Origin of the sequence: Streptomyces longisporus, assembly GCF_039532765.1 — a bacterium.
In the GTDB taxonomy this organism is placed as follows: domain Bacteria; phylum Actinomycetota; class Actinomycetes; order Streptomycetales; family Streptomycetaceae; genus Streptomyces; species Streptomyces longisporus.
Window position 1 is genome coordinate 16521 of sequence record NZ_BAAASG010000027.1, and the last position, 15498, is coordinate 32018.

Sequence of the window (15498 nt, forward strand, 5' to 3'; positions counted from 1 at the left end):
GGGTCAGGGCCCGGTCAGGTGCCCCTGCACCACCGGCGCCACCCGCGCGATGATCTGCTCCACGTCCGCCGACGCCAGCGGGTCCACCTTGATCACGTATCGCAGCATCGCGCATCCCACCAGCTGCGCGGCCGCCAGCTCGGCGCGCAGCTCCGCGTCCGGCCGGTCCAGCTGGGCGGCGACGCGCCGCAGCAGCTGGGAGGCGACCAGCCGGCGAAAGACGGCGGCGGCGGCCTCGTTGTTGACGGCGGAGCGCACGATCGCCAGCAGGGGTGTTCGGGTGGTGGGGTTCTCCCAGATGCCGAAGATGAAGCGGGTGAGCCGCTCGCCGACGCCGTCCGTCGGACCGTCGGCGAGGGCCTCCGGCGCGTTCAGCGCGGGCGCGAAGGCGACCTCGATCGCGGCCTCGAAGACCTGCTCCTTGGTGCCGAAGTAGTGGTGCACCAGCGCCGAGTCCACGCCGGCCGCCTTGGCGATGCCCCGCACGGACGTCTTCTCGTACCCGCGCTCGGAGAACTCCTCGCGGGCCACGGCCAGGATGCGGTCGCGGGTGTCGGCGGACTCCGTACGGGGGCGCCGGCCACGGCGGCGCGCGGTCGGGTCGGGGGCCTCGGTCACGGTCTGGGCACCCGCACCGCGGAGGCCAGGTGGAGGCGGGTGAAGGCCAGCGCCTCCGCCAGATCGGCCTCGCGTTCGGCGCCGGACATGGCGCGCCTGGTGTTGACCTCGATGACGACGTGACCGTCGAAGCCGGTCAGGGCGAGACGTTCCAGCAGCTCGGCGCAGGGCTGGTTGCCGCGGCCGGGGACGAGGTGCTCGTCCTTGGCCGATCCCCTGCCGTCGGCGAGGTGGACATGGCCGAGGCGGTCGCCCATGCGGTCGACCATGTGCAGCGCGTCGGAGCGGGCCGTGGCGCTGTGACTGAGGTCGATCGTGAAGTGCCGGTAGTCCTCCTTCGTCACGTCCCAGTCGGGGGCGTACGCGAGCATCTCGCGGTCGCGGTAGCGCCAGGGGTACATGTTCTCCACGGCGAACCGCACGTCCGTCTCGTTCGCCATGCGCCAGATTCCGGTGACGAAGTCACGGGCGTACTGGCGCTGCCAGCGGAACGGGGGGTGGACGACGACCGTGGTCGCCCCGAGCTTCTCGGCGGCCGCCTGGGCGCGTTGGAGCTTGGTCCACGGGTCGGTGGACCACACCCGCTGCGTGATGAGCAGGCAGGGGGCGTGCACGGCGAGGATCGGGATGCGGTGGTAGTCGCTGAGTCTGCGCAGCGCCTCGATGTCCTGGCTGACCGGGTCGGTCCACACCATGACCTCGACGCCGTCGTACCCGAGGCGCGCGGCGATCTCGAAGGCCGTCGCCGTGGACTCCGGGTACACGGAGGCCGTGGACAGCGCGACCTTCGCATCCGGGATGCAGACTGGCTCCGCCATGCCGACAGGTTACGGGGTGCGGTTGGCTGTGGCCGTGCGCCTATTCGCCGTTGTGGGGTTCGCCACGGGCGAGTACGGGCGCGTTGTGGTTGTTCGCGCCCCGCGACGGAGTCGCTAATGTCACAGCTCCGCGCCCCTGACGGCAGCTACGCCGACGCCATGTGGTCCAGACGACGCAGGATCACGCCCTCCCTCAGGGCCCAGGGGCAGATTTCCAGGCTCTCCACTCCGAACAGGTCCATCGCGCCCTCTGCCACCAACGCGCCCGCCAGTATCTGGCCCGCTCGGCCCTCGCTCACGCCCGGGAGTTCTGCGCGCTGGGACGCCGACATGCCTGCGAGCTGGGGGACCCAGGCCTCCAGGGACTCGCGTTTCAGGTCGCGCTGGACGTAAAGGCCCTCCGTCGACCTCGCCGCACCGGCGATACGGGCGAGCTGCTTGAAGGTCTTCGACGTGGCCACGACATGATCCGGGGCGCCGAAGCGGGCGAACTCACCGACCGTGCGGGCGATCTGGGCGCGAACGTGGCGGCGCAGGGACCGTATGGACTCCGGGTCCGGTGGGTCGCCGGGCAGCCAGCCGGCGGTGAGGCGGCCGGCGCCGAGCGGGAGGGAGACGGCCGCGTCGGGCTCCTCGTCGATGCCGTAGGCGATCTCCAGGGAGCCGCCGCCGATGTCGAGGACGAGCAGCTTGCCCGCGGACCAGCCGAACCAGCGGCGGACGGCGAGGAAGGTGAGCCGGGCCTCCTCCTCGCCGGAGAGGACCTGCAGCTCGACGCCGGTCTCGGCCTGCACGCGCGCGAGGACGTCGTCGGCGTTGCTGGCCTCGCGCACGGCGGAGGTCGCGAAGGGGAGCACGTCCTCGACGCCCTTGTCCTCGGCGGCCTGCAGGCACTCGTGGACGACGGCGATCAGTTTGTCGATCCCCTCGGGGCCGATCGCTCCGCTCTCGTCGAGCAGTTGGGCAAGGCGCAGCTCCGCCTTGTGCGAGTGCGCGGGCAGCGGGCGCGCGCCAGGGTGCGCATCCACCACCAGCAGATGCACCGTGTTCGATCCCACGTCGAGGACACCGAGTCTCATGTACGGAACGCTACTGCCACCTGGGCGGTCCTCCGTATGGGATGGCGCCGCGAGACCCGTACGCTGGTCCTGTGCCAAAGACGAAAAGGGCGAAGGACGACAAGGCTGCCAAGGCTGCCACGGCAGCCGAGTCCGCCAAGGGTTCTTCGCAGGCGAAGCCACCGCAGTCGGCGAAGCTGTCGAAGAAGGCCAGGGAAGCGGACGAGAAGGGCCTCGACTTCGCGCGCGCGTGGGTGGAGTTCCCTGATCCGGCGGACGACGAGCAGGTCTTCCGCTGCGATCTGACATGGCTCACCTCTCGCTGGAACTGCATCTTCGGCAGCGGCTGCCAGGGCATCCAGGCGGGCCGCGCGGACGACGGGTGCTGCACGCTGGGCGCCCACTTCTCCGACGAGGACGACGAGAAGCGCGTCGCCGGGCATGTGGCGAGGCTCACGCCCGACATCTGGCAGCACCATGACGAGGGCAGCAAGCACGGCTGGGTCTCCGAGGACGAGGACGGCGACCGTCAGACCCGTCCCTTCCAGGGCTCCTGCATCTTCCAGAACCGGCCCGGGTTCGCGGGCGGCGCGGGCTGCTCGCTGCACATCCTGGCCCTGAAGGAGGGCCGCGAGCCGCTGGAGACCAAGCCGGACGTGTGCTGGCAGCTGCCGGTGCGGCGGACGTACGACTGGATCGACCGGCCCGACGACACCCGTGTGCTGCAGGTGTCGATCGGTGAGTACGACCGCCGGGGCTGGGGCCCGGGCGGCCACGACCTGCACTGGTGGTGCACGTCGGCGACCTCGGCGCACGGCGCGGGCGACCCGGTGTACGTGTCCTACCGGCCGGAGCTGACCGAGCTGATGGGCAAGGCCGGCTACGACCGCCTCGTGGAGCTGTGCGAGCAGCGCCTGGCCGCGCAGCTGCCGCTGGTCGCGCCGCATCCGGCGGACCCGGTCGACTGACCCGGGCCGCGCTCACGACGCCGTAGGGCTCGGGTTCCCGCTGTCGGCGGCCGGTGGTGTCGGGTCGGACGGGGCGGTGTCGGTGGGGGTGGGGTCAGGGCCGGGGGACGAGGGCGGGGCGCTCGGGGTGGGGTCCGAGGCGGTCGGGGTCGGTGCCGGGTCCGAGGAGGGCGGCGGGGTGGCGGGGCTGCTCGGGCCGGGTGCGGTCGGGCTGGGTACGGCGCCATAGCCCTCGATGGAGACGACGGCCCCGGACGGTGAGAGGGCCACGTGTGCGCTCCACGGGCCGGACGGCTCGCGCAGATGGTCGACGTACACCTTGATCGTCAACGATTCGCCGGGTGCGAGCGTTCCCGAGGACTGGCTGAGGTAGAGCCAGGCGGCTCCGGTCGACGCGGACCAGTGCACGGGCGCGGGTCCGGTCGCGGTGAGGGTGACGAGCGTGGTGTCGCCGTCGTGGCCTGCCGACACCTGGAGGTGTCCGGCGCTCTTCCCGCTGAGGCCGGTGACGCTGATGACCTCCACGGAGATGTCGGGCCGTCTGTGGCCTCTGCCGAAGTCGCCGCCGGGCCTAAGGCTGGCGTTGCCGGCGTTCTCGTAGCCGCCGCCGGACGCCTCGCCGCCCAGGCCGACCGGGCCGTGCGCCTCGCTGGCGGTGGCGGAGCGGCCGTCCGCGCCCTCGGCCGGGGAGCCCCGGTAGGCGGCCCACAGGGCGAACACGGGGGCTGCCACCACGGTGGCGACGACCGTCGTCGTGACGGCACGCGCGCGTAGGCGGTCGCGGCGGGCGGCGCGGTCCTTGGGGTCCATCGGGAATCCGCGCCGGTCGAACCGGGGAAGAGCGCCGCCACGCGCGCGTGGTTGATGGGTGACCGCCATGTGCAGGGCCGCGCGGGGCGCCTCGAGGACGGGCAGCTCGGCGGGGGTGATCGTCGCACCGGGCCAGCGGCCGGGGATGGCGCGCTCGGCGCTGCGGCGACATCGCGGGCAGTCGTCGACGTGCCGGACGAGCTCCTTGCGCAGGGCGGAGCTGAGCACCAGCTGGTTGTCGCCGGTGAGCCGGGCGACGTCCGGGCAGCCGCCGGTCTCGACGACGGCGAGGGCCGCGCGCGTGCGCTCCACCTCGCAGGCGGCACAGGCCAGCAGTTCGCGGGCGGTGGCCAGGCCGAGGCCCAGGACGGCGGCGACCTCGTGGGCGGCGAGGTGGTGCCGTACGGCGAGTTCGAGCGCCTCGCGCTGCTCCGGGCTGGTGCCGGCGGCCTCCGGCCAGGCCAGCAGGGCGAGTTCGCGGCGGCGCTCCTCCTGGATCTCCTCGGCGACGGGGGGCTCCGCCGGCCGCTGCTTCTCGGAGCTGTGCCGACCCGCCGCGTGCGTGCCCTGACGTTTCTGCTTGGCCTCGGCCAGCTTGCGCAGACAGGCCCAGCGGGCCAGTGCGTACAGCCAGGCTCGGCGGTCCCCCGGCGCCTGGGGCCCACGTCGCTTCTCGGCGAGCGCGAGGGCCTCGCCCAGGGCCGCGGTCGCGGCGTCGTGGTCGCACAGCACCGACAGGCAGTAGGTGAACAGCCCGTCCAGATACGGCTCGTAACGCCCGGGCGGCCGCTGCGCGAGCGTGCGCGCAGCGGCACGGTCACGTGCCTCCCGGCGCGCCTGGTCTGCGCCGGTGATGCGGGGCGAGGTCTCCGGGCTGCTGCTCATCCGTGGACCGTAGGCGGCTCGGGATGAACCCTTCTTCCTCCTTGAGCACTTTTAATCCATACGGGTGAAACGATCCCTCAATCGGGTACAGGAACCGCCTGTTCCGTGGCTGGTTACCGACGGTGATGGCCGGTTCGCGGAGTGTCGGATCATGTGTCCGGTCGGCGCGCGGCGAGTGTCCGCGCCCGGGCCGTCCGGCGTTGTCAGTGGGCTCGGTTACGGTTCTCGGCATGGCTGCCCGTACCAAGTCCACCAAGGACCGCCCGTCCTACCGCTGCACCGAGTGCGGCTGGCAGACGGCCAAGTGGCTCGGTCGCTGCCCCGAGTGCCAGGCATGGGGGACGATCGAGGAGTACGGCGCGCCCGCCGTCCGTACGACGACGCCGGGGCGCGTCACCACCTCCGCAGTGCCCATCGGCCAGGTCGACGGGCGCCAGGCCACCGCCCGCTCGACCGGTGTGCCCGAGCTGGACCGGGTGCTCGGCGGCGGGCTGGTGCCCGGCGCGGTGGTGCTGCTCGCGGGCGAACCCGGCGTCGGCAAGTCGACGCTGCTGCTGGACGTGGCGGCGAAGTCGGCGAGCGACGAGCACCGCACGCTGTATGTCACCGGTGAGGAGTCGGCGAGCCAGGTGCGGCTGCGCGCCGACCGCATCAAGGCCATCGACGACCATCTGTATCTCGCCGCCGAGACGGATCTGGCCGCCGTCCTCGGCCACTTGGACGCGGTGAAGCCGTCGCTGCTGATCCTCGACTCCGTGCAGACCGTGGCCTCGCCGGAGATCGACGGCGCCCCCGGCGGCATGGCGCAGGTGCGCGAGGTGGCAGGCGCGCTCATCCGCGCCTCCAAGGAGCGCGGGATGTCCACCCTCCTTGTGGGCCATGTCACCAAGGACGGGGCCATCGCCGGGCCCCGGCTCCTGGAGCACCTCGTGGACGTCGTCCTGAGCTTCGAGGGCGACCGGCACGCGCGCCTGCGACTCGTCCGGGGCGTCAAGAACCGCTACGGCGCCACGGACGAGGTCGGCTGCTTCGAACTGCACGACGAGGGCATCACGGGCCTCGCCGACCCGAGCGGACTCTTCCTGACCAGACGTGACGAACCGGTCCCCGGTACCTGTCTGACGGTCACCCTGGAGGGCCGCCGCCCCCTGGTCGCCGAGGTCCAGGCGCTCACCGTCGACTCGCAGATCCCCTCGCCGCGCCGTACGACCTCGGGTCTGGAGACCTCCCGCGTCTCGATGATGCTCGCCGTCCTGGAGCAGCGCGGCCGGATCAGCGCGCTCGGCAAGCGGGACATCTACTCCGCGACGGTCGGCGGGGTGAAGCTCTCCGAGCCCGCAGCCGACCTCGCCGTCGCCCTCGCGCTGGCCTCGGCGGCCAGCGACACCCCGCTGCCCAAGAACCTGGTCGCGATCGGCGAGGTCGGCCTCGCGGGCGAGGTCAGACGGGTCACGGGCGTCCAGCGGCGACTGGCCGAAGCACACCGTCTGGGCTTCACACACGCGCTCGTTCCGGGCGACCCGGGCAAGATCCCTGCCGGGATGAAGGTCCTGGAAGTCGCCGACATAGGGGACGCTCTCAGAGTCCTTCCACGCTCCCGTCGCCGAGAGGCCCCACGGGACGAGGAGGACCGCCGGTAGACTTTGCCCTGGTCTCGCCCGTCCGTACGAACAGAATGTGCGACATGGGGGCGCCCCAGAACCTGCGACCGGAGGAGTGCAGTGGCAGCCAACGACCGGGCGGCAGCTCCCGGAAAGTCCGGCGGGAGCTCCGGTGCCGATGGCCTGATGCGCGCCTCACTGAGCGCCGTGGCTCCCGGCACGGGCCTGCGCGACGGCCTCGAGCGGGTACTCCGCGGCAACACGGGCGGTCTCATCGTGCTCGGCTTCGACAGGACCGTCGAAACCATGTGCACCGGCGGTTTCGTGCTGGACGTCGAGTTCACGGCCACCCGCCTGCGCGAGCTGTGCAAGCTCGACGGCGGCATCGTGCTCTCCTCCGACCTGTCGAAGATCCTCCGGGCGGGCGTGCAGTTCGTGCCCGACGCCACGATCCCGACCGAGGAGACGGGCACCCGGCACCGCACCGCGGACCGCATCTCCAAGCAGGTCGGCTTCCCGGTCGTCTCCGTCTCCCAGTCGATGCGCCTGATCGCCCTGTACGTCGACGGTCAGCGCCGTGTCCTGGAGGACTCCGCGGCGATCCTGTCCCGCGCCAACCAGGCCCTCGCCACCCTGGAGCGCTACAAGCTCCGCCTGGACGAGGTCGCGGGCACGCTGTCCGCACTGGAGATCGAGGACTTGGTGACGGTCCGCGATGTGTCGGCGGTCGCCCAACGCCTGGAGATGGTGCGCCGGATCGCCACCGAAATCGCCGAATACGTGGTCGAACTGGGCACCGACGGGCGTCTCCTCGCCCTGCAGCTCGACGAGTTGATCGCGGGCGTGGAGCCCGAGCGCGAGCTGGTCGTCCGCGACTACGTCCCCGAGCCCACCGCCAAGCGTTCCCGCACGGTCGACGAGGCGCTCTACGAACTGGACGCCCTCACCCATGCCGAGCTCCTCGAACTGCCCACGGTGGCAAGGGCGCTGGGCTACACGGGCTCACCGGAGGCGCTCGACTCGGCAGTCTCGCCGCGCGGCTTCCGCCTCCTCGCCAAGGTGCCGCGCCTTCCGGGCGCCATCATCGACCGTCTCGTGGAGCACTTCGGAGGCCTGCAGAAACTGCTCGCCGCAAGCGTCGACGACCTCCAGACGGTCGACGGCGTGGGCGAGGCCCGCGCCCGCAGCGTACGCGAGGGCCTGTCCAGGCTGGCGGAGTCGTCCATTCTGGAGCGTTACGTCTGAGTCGCGCCCCAAAGGGCGCGGGGCTGTATCAATGTGCGGTTCCGCCGCGCGGGCGCGACCAGCCACAACGAAGCCGCAGACAAACAACGACCCCATCGCGGCGCACCCCAGCGGAGCGTCTAGTCGTCCTTGAGCATGAACGAGATCTGCGACTTCGCGAACCCCGGCGCCGCCGCCTCCACCAGATACGTACCCGCCCCGGCCGACCCCGCCGGAGGCGTCGCGCACTGGGGAGCGCTCGGCTTGCGGTCCCACTTCACGGTGTAAGTGATGCTGCTGCGGTTGGGCACCCGGAACACCAGGCTGCCCGGGCCCTGGGGGCAGTCGGCGGACGACCAGTAGTTGTTGTCGCTGCCCGCCTCGGTGATCGTCAGCACCGCGCTCTTCGGCCCGAGGTCGATCTTGCAGTCGAGGCCCGAGGTGTTCGTCGCGGTCAGCAGCAGCGTCGGCGTCTGACCGGGCGAGTACGTGTTGTGGAGGCTCCGCACCGTCAACGTCACCGCGCTCGTGGTGCAGTTGGGGATGGTGGAACTCGCCGGAATCGTGTCTCCCCGGCCGACCCCGATACCGGAGCCCGCACCGGCCGTACCGCCGCCGGCCGCCCCCTCGGAGCCGCCCGCCCCGGAGCCGGAACCGGAACCGGACCCCGAACTGCCCCCGGAATCCGACCCGCTGGAGCCCCCGCCGCTCGACTCGTCACGCCCGCCCGGCGCTTGGCTGATCGCGGGACCCGAACTCGACGGCCCCGCAGTGATCGTGGGCGCGGGGGTGTGGCCGTTCGCCCCGTCGTCCTTCTTGCCGCCGCCACCGCCCGACAGGACGATCCACATGATCAGCAGCGCCAACAAGGCAACCACAGACACGAGTACGGCCCTCCGGCGCCAGTAGATGGAGGAGGGGAGCGGACCGACAGGATTGCGCAGAGATCCCACGGCGCAAACTGTACGAGAGATCGGGCGGTTCGCTGGCCCCACCCGCCGCCGGTTCGTCAACTTTTCCGGATCATCATTCCGGTCCGCACGACGCACCGCACGCGGGACGGCGGCCCAACCGACCGGGGCCATGGCAGGATCGGAAACGCCATGACTGCGCCCACGAAGCCCCCGCACAGCAGCCCCGCCGACGGCCCGGCCGACACCCTCGCCGGTTCCCCTCTCGGTGCGGACCACGAGACCCTCCATGCCTCCGTCATCGACTGGTTCGACGAACACGCCCGCGACCTGCCGTGGCGGCTCCCGGAAGCCGGCCCCTGGGGTGTGATGGTCAGCGAGTTCATGCTGCAGCAGACGCCGGTCAGCCGTGTGCTGCCCGTCTACGAGCAGTGGCTGGCCCGCTGGCCGCGCCCCGCCGACCTGGCCCGGGAGGCACCGGGCGAGGCGGTCCGCGCCTGGGGCCGGCTCGGCTACCCGCGCCGCGCCCTGCGGCTGCACGGCGCCGCCGTGGCCATAACGGAACGGCACGGCGGGGACGTACCGACCGACCACGCCCAGCTCCTCGCGCTGCCCGGCATCGGCGAGTACACGGCCGCGGCCGTCGCCTCCTTCGCGTACGGGCAGCGGCACGCGGTGCTCGACACCAACGTCCGCCGGGTCTTCGCGCGCGCCGTCACCGGCGTCCAGTACCCCCCGAACGCGACCACCGCCGCCGAACGCAAGCTCGCCCGCGCACTGTTGCCCGAGGACGAGCGGACCGCGGCGCGCTGGGCGGCCGCCTCCATGGAACTCGGCGCGCTCGTCTGCACCGCCAAGAACGAGACCTGCCACCGCTGCCCCATCGCCGCGCAGTGCGCCTGGCGGCTCGCGGGCAAGCCCGAGCACGACGGGCCGCCGCGGCGCGGCCAGACCTACGCGGGGACGGACCGGCAGGTGCGCGGCAAGCTGCTCGCCGTACTGCGTGAGGCCCACGCGCCCGTACCGCAGTCGGCCCTCGACCGGGTGTGGCACGAGCCGGTGCAGCGCGCGCGGGCGCTCGACGGGCTCGTGGCGGACGGTCTCGTGGAGCCGCTGTCCGGTGGTTTGTATCGGCTGCCGTTGACGTAACCCTCGTAACATCACGCCGGATTACATACACTCGCCCTGCCAAATCGCCCCATAGCAGAGCAATTCGGTGCAGCCGTTTACCCCGTTCCTACGTCCGTTACACAACCGACGTACAGCCGATTGCTAGCCGAGCGTTGTCCCGGACAACGCCGTGACAACACCTCCGTAGCTTCATTTGCATGCCCGGCAGAAGCGGGCTGTGTTTACGGAACAGGCCGACGGCGATCAAGCCGGCGGGCAACGGGGATCGGGAGGCGGTTCGACATGGCGCAGGGCGAGGTGCTCGAGTTCGAGGAGTATGTCCGCACGCGGCAGGACGCGCTGCTGCGCAGCGCCCGCCGACTGGTCCCGGACCCCGTGGACGCCCAGGACCTGCTCCAGACCGCGCTGGTGCGGACATACGGCCGCTGGGAGGGCATCGCGGACAAGCGGCTCGCGGACGCCTACCTGCGGCGCGTGATGATCAACACGCGGACCGAGTGGTGGCGGGCCCGGAAACTGGAGGAGGTCCCCACCGAGCAGCTGCCGGACGCCTCGGTCGACGACTCCACCGAGCAGCACGCGGACCGCGCCCTGCTGATGGACATCATGAAGGTGCTGGCTCCCAAGCAGCGAAGCGTCGTTGTCCTGCGACACTGGGAACAGATGTCGACGGAGGAGACGGCCGCGGCCCTGGGCATGTCGGCCGGAACGGTCAAGAGCACGCTGCACCGGGCGCTCGCCCGGCTCCGCGAGGAGCTGGAGAGCCGCGATCTGGACGCACGCGCGCTGGAGCGTGGGGAGCAGGAGCGTTGCGCGGTCTGACCGACTCGGGCCGAGGGACCTTGCAGGCGGCGTACACGGCGATGGCCGTGCTCGCCGCCCTCGCCCTTTTCGTCTCCGCCTGCGGTACCGGCGGCACCGGCGCCCGTGACGAGGGCCCGGCGCACGCCGACTCGGTGATGGGCGCCGCCGCCTCACCCACACCCAGCCCCTCCAAGACCACGCACGTGGACGCGGTCAAGCTCGTCAAGGACGACCCGATGGTCTCGGCGGAGGTCAAGCGCGGCCTCAAGCCGTGCGTCGCCGACGAGTACCCGATCGACGTGTCGTACGGCGAGCTGACCGGCGGGTACTCCGACGACATCGTGGTGAACGTGCTGACCTGCGGGGACGCGGTCGGTGTCGGCTCGTATGTGTACCGCGAACAAGGCGGTCGGTACGAGAATGTCTTCCGGACCGAGGAACCCCCGGTCTACGCGGAGATAGACCGCGGCGACCTGGTGGTGACCAAGCAGGTGTACGAGAAGAATGATCCGATGTCGAGTCCGTCCGGTGAGATCGTGACCACGTACATCTGGGCATCGGGCCACTTCGTCAAGCGGTACAACACGCGCAACGACTACAGCAAGGCCGTCGGGGGCGAGGCGTCGCCGCGTTCGTGAACCGTTCGGGCCGCTCGGACCGATCACCCGGCAGCAGTGAGCACGCCACGACCGACACGAGAACTGAGAGCAGCGGGATGGCAGACCAGACCCACGTCCTGTTCGTCGAGGACGACGACGTCATCCGCGAGGCCACCCAGCTCGCCCTGGAGCGGGACGGCTTCGCGGTCACCGCGATGCCCGACGGGCTGTCCGGCCTGGAGGCGTTCCGGGCGAACCGCCCCGACATCGCGCTGCTCGACGTCATGGTGCCCGGACTGGACGGCGTCAGCCTGTGCCGCCGTATCCGCGACGAGTCGACCGTGCCGGTGATCATGCTGTCGGCGCGGGCCGACTCGATCGACGTCGTACTGGGCCTGGAGGCGGGTGCTGACGACTATGTGACCAAGCCGTTCGACGGTGCCGTGCTGGTCGCGCGCATCCGTGCGGTGCTGCGGCGCTTCGGGCACGCCAGCGGCGGCGACCGGGCGGACGAGGGGCCTGCCGAGGTGGCCGGCGGGGTACTGAGCTTCGGCGAGCTGGAGATCGACACCGAGGGCATGGAGGTGCGCCGGGCCGGACAGCCGGTGGCGCTGACCCCGACCGAGATGCGGCTCCTGTTGGAGTTCTCCTCCGCGCCCGGCACGGTCCTGTCGCGTGACAAACTGCTGGAGCGGGTGTGGGACTACGGCTGGGGCGGGGACACGCGCGTGGTGGACGTCCACGTGCAGCGACTGCGTACGAAGATCGGCCAGGACCGGATCGAGACGGTCCGCGGCTTCGGCTACAAGTTGAAGGCCTGAGCGGGGACACCAAGGACATGCGGGGGATCTTCCGGAATCCGGCCGCTGCGAACGCCGCAGACGGTACGGGCATGCGCACGGGCCTCAGATGGAAACTCAGCGCGGCCATCGCACTGGTCGGCGCGCTGGTGGCGATCGCACTGAGCCTGGTCGTGCACAACGCGGCCCGGGTCTCGATGCTGGACAGCGCGCGCGACCTCGCGGACGAGCGCATCCTGATCGCGCAGCGCAACTACGAGATCCCCAGCCGCACCCTCTTCCCCAACATCAAGATCGACGACCCGCAGCTGCCCTCGGCGCTGCGGGAGAAGGTCGAGGAGGGCCGACGGGCCACGTATGTGACCGACCGGCCGGGCGGCTCGCCGGACATCTGGGCCGCCGTGCCGGTCAAGGACGGGCATGTGCTGTCGCTGCACACCGGGTTCACCGACCGCAGCACCCTCAAGGACCTCGACCAGGCCTTGGTGATCGGCTCCATCGCGGTGGTCCTCGGCGGCAGCGCGCTGGGCGTGCTCATAGGCGGTCAGCTCTCGCGCCGGCTGCGCAAGGCGGCGGCCGCCGCGAACCAGGTCGCCAGGGGCGAGTCGGACGTACGGGTGCGGGACGCCATCGGCGGGGTCGTACGGGACGAGACCGACGACCTCGCGCGCGCGGTGGACGCCATGGCGGACACCCTGCAGCAGCGCCTGGAGGCCGAGCGCCGGGTCACCGCGGACATCGCACACGAGCTGCGCACCCCGGTGACCGGCCTGCTGACGGCCGCCGAACTGCTTCCGCCGGGCCGCCCGACGGAGCTGGTCCTGGACCGCGCGAAGGCCATGCGCACCCTGGTCGAGGACGTCCTGGAGGTGGCCCGCCTCGACAGCGCCTCCGAGCGGGCCGAACTGCAGGACATCCTGCTCGGCGAGTTCGTCACCCGGCGGGTGGCGGCGAAGGACCCGGCCGTCGAGGTGCGGGTGGTGCACGAGTCGATGCTCACGACCGATCCGCGCCGCCTGGAACGCGTGCTGTTCAATCTGCTCGCCAACGCCGCCCGGCACGGCAAGCCGCCGATCCAGGTCACCGTGGAGGGCCGGGTCATCCGGGTCCGCGACCACGGGCCCGGCTTCCCGTCCGACCTCCTCGCCGAGGGCCCGAGCCGCTTCCGCACGGGCAGCGCCGACCGGGCCGGCCACGGCCACGGCCTCGGCCTCACGATCGCCGCGGGTCAGGCCCGCGTGCTGGGCGCCCGCCTGACCTTCCGCAACGTACGCCCGGCGGGCGCACCGGACCATGTGCCGGCGGAGGGCGCGGTGGCGGTGCTGTGGCTGCCGGAGCATGCGCCGACGAACACGGGTAGTTACCCGCTGCTGCCGTAGACGATTCCGCCCCTCACTTTTGACGCCGGGCAGGGGGCAGCCCCGCTCAGCCCTCCCGCATTCACGTTTCGGCCGGGCAGGCATTTTCGGCCCGTCCGGCGTTTGAGGACGAGGCCGTTCAGGCCGTTGGGGGTCCAGGGGGCGAAGCCCCTTGGCGGGGCGCGAAGGGGCAGAGCTCCTGGGACGGGACGGGCAGGGGCGGCGGGGGCGTGAAAACACGACGAAGGCCCCCCGGGGCGGACACCCACCGGGGGACCTTCAGCTCACTCGCGGATCAGACGGCCTCGACGATCGGCGCCTGCGCCACCGTCTCGTCGTCGGACTTGGGCGCGGCCGGCCCCGTCCCCCGCAGCGCGACCTCCTTCACGAAGACCGCCGCCACCAGCGCGCCCACGGCCACCACAGCCCCCAGCAGGAAGGCGGAGTGCGTGCCCGCGGACACCGCGTGCTGGTACGCCTCCCGCACCACGGCCGGCAGCTTCGCCAGGCTCTTGGCGTCAAGCGCCGCCGACTTCTCGGTGATCTTCGCCCCCAGCGACCCGGCCCGCTCGGCCATGACGTGCTGGACCCGGTTGTTGAACAGCGCGCCCATGATCGCGACGCCGAAGGACGAACCGAGCGTACGGAACAGGGTGGTGGAGGAGGACGCGACACCCATGTCCTTCATCTCCACGCTGTTCTGCGCCACCAGCATGGTGATCTGCATCAGGCAGCCCATGCCCAGCCCCACGACCGCCATGAACACACCGGAGGTGAACCGCGAGGTGCCGGTGTCCATCGTGGACAGCAGGTAGAGCCCGACGGTCATCAGGACGCTGCCGACGACCGGGAAGACCTTGTAGCGGCCGGTGTTGGTGGTCACCCGCCCCGCCACCATCGAGGTCACCAGCATCGCGCCGAGCATCGGCAGCAGCAGCAACCCGGAGTTGGTCGCGGACGCACCCTGCACGGACTGCTGGTACAGCGGCAGGTACAGCGTCGCACCGAACATCACGAACCCGGTGATGAAGCCGATGAGCGACATCAGCGTGAAGTTGCGGCTGCGGAAGATGTGCAGCGGCACGATCGGCTCCGCGGCCTTCGTCTGCCAGAACACGAACCCGATGAGCGCGGCGACGCCGATCCCGATGAGCTCCATGATCCGCGCGGACGTCCACGCGTACTGCGTACCGCCCCAGGTGGTGACGAGCACGATCGAGGTGATGCCGACGGTCAGCAGCGCGACACCGAGGTAGTCGATACCCGCCTTGGCCCGCTTCTTCGGCAGATGCAGTACGGCACTGATCAGACCGAGGGACACCACGCCGAGCGGCAGGTTGATGTAGAACGACCAGCGCCAGCCCCAGTTGTCGGTGATGGTGCCGCCGACCAGCGGACCGCCGATCATCGCGAGTGCCATGACGCCGGCCATCATGCCCTGGTACTTGCCCCGCTCCCGCGGCGGTATCAGGTCACCGATGATCGCCATGACACCGACCATCAGACCACCCGCGCCAAGTCCCTGGATCGCGCGGAAACCGATCAGCTCGCCCATGTTCTGCGCCATGCCGCTGAGCGCGGAGCCGATCAGGAAGATCACGATCGAGGTCATGAAGGCGCCCTTGCGCCCGTACATGTCGCCGAGCTTGCCCCAGATCGGGGTGGAGGCCGCGGTCGCCAGTGTGTACGCCGTGACCACCCAGGACAGATGCTCGAGCCCGCCGAGCTCGCCCACGATGGTCGGCATCGCGGTGCCCACGATCATGTTGTCGAGCATCGCGAGCATCATGGTGATCATGAGCGCGAGCAGCACGACCCGTATGCTCTTCGGCTGTTTGTCCGGCTTCGTCTCGGCCGTCTGTGTGTCCGCCATCGTCCCCACTCCCCTGGGCATCTCCCCCCGGCCAGCTACT

Annotated in this window: 14 protein-coding genes; 8 read left to right on the forward strand and 6 right to left on the reverse strand. The window is 71.2% G+C overall.

Translation table 11 applies throughout. From position 1 onward, the window contains the following. Nucleotides 1–3: 3 nt before the first annotated feature. The 3 genes from ABD355_RS40490 to ABD355_RS40500 all read right to left on the reverse strand — a co-directional run bounded on the left by ABD355_RS40490 (nt 4) and on the right by ABD355_RS40500 (nt 2515). Entirely contained in the window at nt 4–618 is a 615-nt protein-coding gene (locus ABD355_RS40490; protein WP_344406200.1) for a TetR/AcrR family transcriptional regulator, read from the reverse strand. After that, entirely contained in the window at nt 615–1436 is an 822-nt protein-coding gene (locus ABD355_RS40495) for a sugar phosphate isomerase/epimerase family protein (RefSeq protein WP_344406202.1), read from the reverse strand. Before ABD355_RS40495 ends, ABD355_RS40490 begins: the two co-directional genes overlap by 4 nt. A gap of 146 nt (nt 1437–1582) precedes the next feature. After that, nucleotides 1583–2515: a Ppx/GppA family phosphatase gene (locus tag ABD355_RS40500; RefSeq protein WP_344406203.1), complete on the reverse strand. Its 933-nt coding sequence runs from the start codon at nt 2513–2515 to the stop codon at nt 1583–1585. A 71-nt stretch (nt 2516–2586) separates the two neighbouring features. Between ABD355_RS40500 and ABD355_RS40505 the strand changes: the two genes are divergently transcribed. Continuing rightward, nucleotides 2587–3462 carry a DUF3109 family protein gene (locus tag ABD355_RS40505; RefSeq protein ID WP_344406204.1) on the forward strand — a complete coding sequence of 292 codons (876 nt, stop codon included), beginning with the start codon at nt 2587–2589 and terminating at the stop codon, nt 3460–3462. 12 nt (nt 3463–3474) lie between these two features. Here ABD355_RS40505 and ABD355_RS40510 read toward each other — a convergent pair whose 3' ends face one another. Continuing rightward, complete coding sequence (locus tag ABD355_RS40510) at nt 3475–5157, reverse strand: BACON domain-containing protein (RefSeq protein ID WP_344406206.1); 1683 nt, start codon at nt 5155–5157, stop codon at nt 3475–3477. A gap of 230 nt (nt 5158–5387) precedes the next feature. Between ABD355_RS40510 and radA the strand changes: the two genes are divergently transcribed. Next, complete coding sequence (radA, locus tag ABD355_RS40515; RefSeq protein WP_344406207.1) at nt 5388–6797, forward strand: DNA repair protein RadA; 1410 nt, start codon at nt 5388–5390, stop codon at nt 6795–6797. A gap of 81 nt (nt 6798–6878) precedes the next feature. Beyond that, nucleotides 6879–8003: a DNA integrity scanning diadenylate cyclase DisA gene (disA, locus tag ABD355_RS40520; RefSeq protein WP_123966706.1), complete on the forward strand. Its 1125-nt coding sequence runs from the start codon at nt 6879–6881 to the stop codon at nt 8001–8003. A 119-nt stretch (nt 8004–8122) separates the two neighbouring features. On the opposite strand, the gene ABD355_RS40525 is transcribed toward disA, so the two are convergent. Further along, the gene (locus ABD355_RS40525; protein WP_344406209.1) at nt 8123–8935 is read right to left on the reverse strand and encodes a hypothetical protein; all 813 of its coding nucleotides are present in this window, start codon (nt 8933–8935) and stop codon (nt 8123–8125) included. 150 nt (nt 8936–9085) lie between these two features. Between ABD355_RS40525 and ABD355_RS40530 the strand changes: the two genes are divergently transcribed. The 5 genes from ABD355_RS40530 to cseC all read left to right on the forward strand — a co-directional run bounded on the left by ABD355_RS40530 (nt 9086) and on the right by cseC (nt 13606). Further along, on the forward strand, nt 9086–10042 hold the full coding sequence (locus ABD355_RS40530; RefSeq protein WP_344406211.1) for an HhH-GPD family protein: 957 nt from the start codon (nt 9086–9088) through the stop codon (nt 10040–10042). A gap of 264 nt (nt 10043–10306) precedes the next feature. Then, on the forward strand, nt 10307–10846 hold the full coding sequence (locus tag ABD355_RS40535; RefSeq protein WP_030942678.1) for a SigE family RNA polymerase sigma factor: 540 nt from the start codon (nt 10307–10309) through the stop codon (nt 10844–10846). Next, the gene (locus ABD355_RS40540; protein WP_344406212.1) at nt 10834–11466 is read left to right on the forward strand and encodes a hypothetical protein; all 633 of its coding nucleotides are present in this window, start codon (nt 10834–10836) and stop codon (nt 11464–11466) included. Before ABD355_RS40535 ends, ABD355_RS40540 begins: the two co-directional genes overlap by 13 nt. A gap of 77 nt (nt 11467–11543) precedes the next feature. Further along, nucleotides 11544–12248, forward strand: a complete 705-nt coding sequence (cseB, locus tag ABD355_RS40545; protein WP_344406213.1) for a two-component system response regulator CseB — start codon at nt 11544–11546, stop codon at nt 12246–12248. Then, the gene (gene cseC, locus ABD355_RS40550; protein ID WP_425585850.1) at nt 12137–13606 is read left to right on the forward strand and encodes a two-component system sensor histidine kinase CseC; all 1470 of its coding nucleotides are present in this window, start codon (nt 12137–12139) and stop codon (nt 13604–13606) included. The genes cseB and cseC overlap by 112 nt, the downstream gene beginning before the upstream one ends. Nucleotides 13607–13880: 274 nt before the next feature. Here the strand turns inward: cseC and ABD355_RS40555 are convergent, their stop codons facing one another. Beyond that, nucleotides 13881–15458 carry an MDR family MFS transporter gene (locus tag ABD355_RS40555; protein ID WP_344406215.1) on the reverse strand — a complete coding sequence of 526 codons (1578 nt, stop codon included), beginning with the start codon at nt 15456–15458 and terminating at the stop codon, nt 13881–13883. Nucleotides 15459–15498 lie beyond the last annotated feature (40 nt).

Coding starts and splice junctions, on each gene's coding strand:
- ABD355_RS40510 (WP_344406206.1), bottom strand. CDS start 5,157: ATGAGCAGCAGCCCGGAGACCTCGCCCCGCATCACCGGCGCAGACCAG.
- ABD355_RS40495 (WP_344406202.1), bottom strand. CDS start 1,436: ATGGCGGAGCCAGTCTGCATCCCGGATGCGAAGGTCGCGCTGTCCACG.
- radA (WP_344406207.1), top strand. CDS start 5,388: ATGGCTGCCCGTACCAAGTCCACCAAGGACCGCCCGTCCTACCGCTGC.
- ABD355_RS40500 (WP_344406203.1), bottom strand. CDS start 2,515: ATGAGACTCGGTGTCCTCGACGTGGGATCGAACACGGTGCATCTGCTG.
- cseB (WP_344406213.1), top strand. CDS start 11,544: ATGGCAGACCAGACCCACGTCCTGTTCGTCGAGGACGACGACGTCATC.
- ABD355_RS40535 (WP_030942678.1), top strand. CDS start 10,307: ATGGCGCAGGGCGAGGTGCTCGAGTTCGAGGAGTATGTCCGCACGCGG.
- ABD355_RS40555 (WP_344406215.1), bottom strand. CDS start 15,458: ATGGCGGACACACAGACGGCCGAGACGAAGCCGGACAAACAGCCGAAG.
- ABD355_RS40530 (WP_344406211.1), top strand. CDS start 9,086: ATGACTGCGCCCACGAAGCCCCCGCACAGCAGCCCCGCCGACGGCCCG.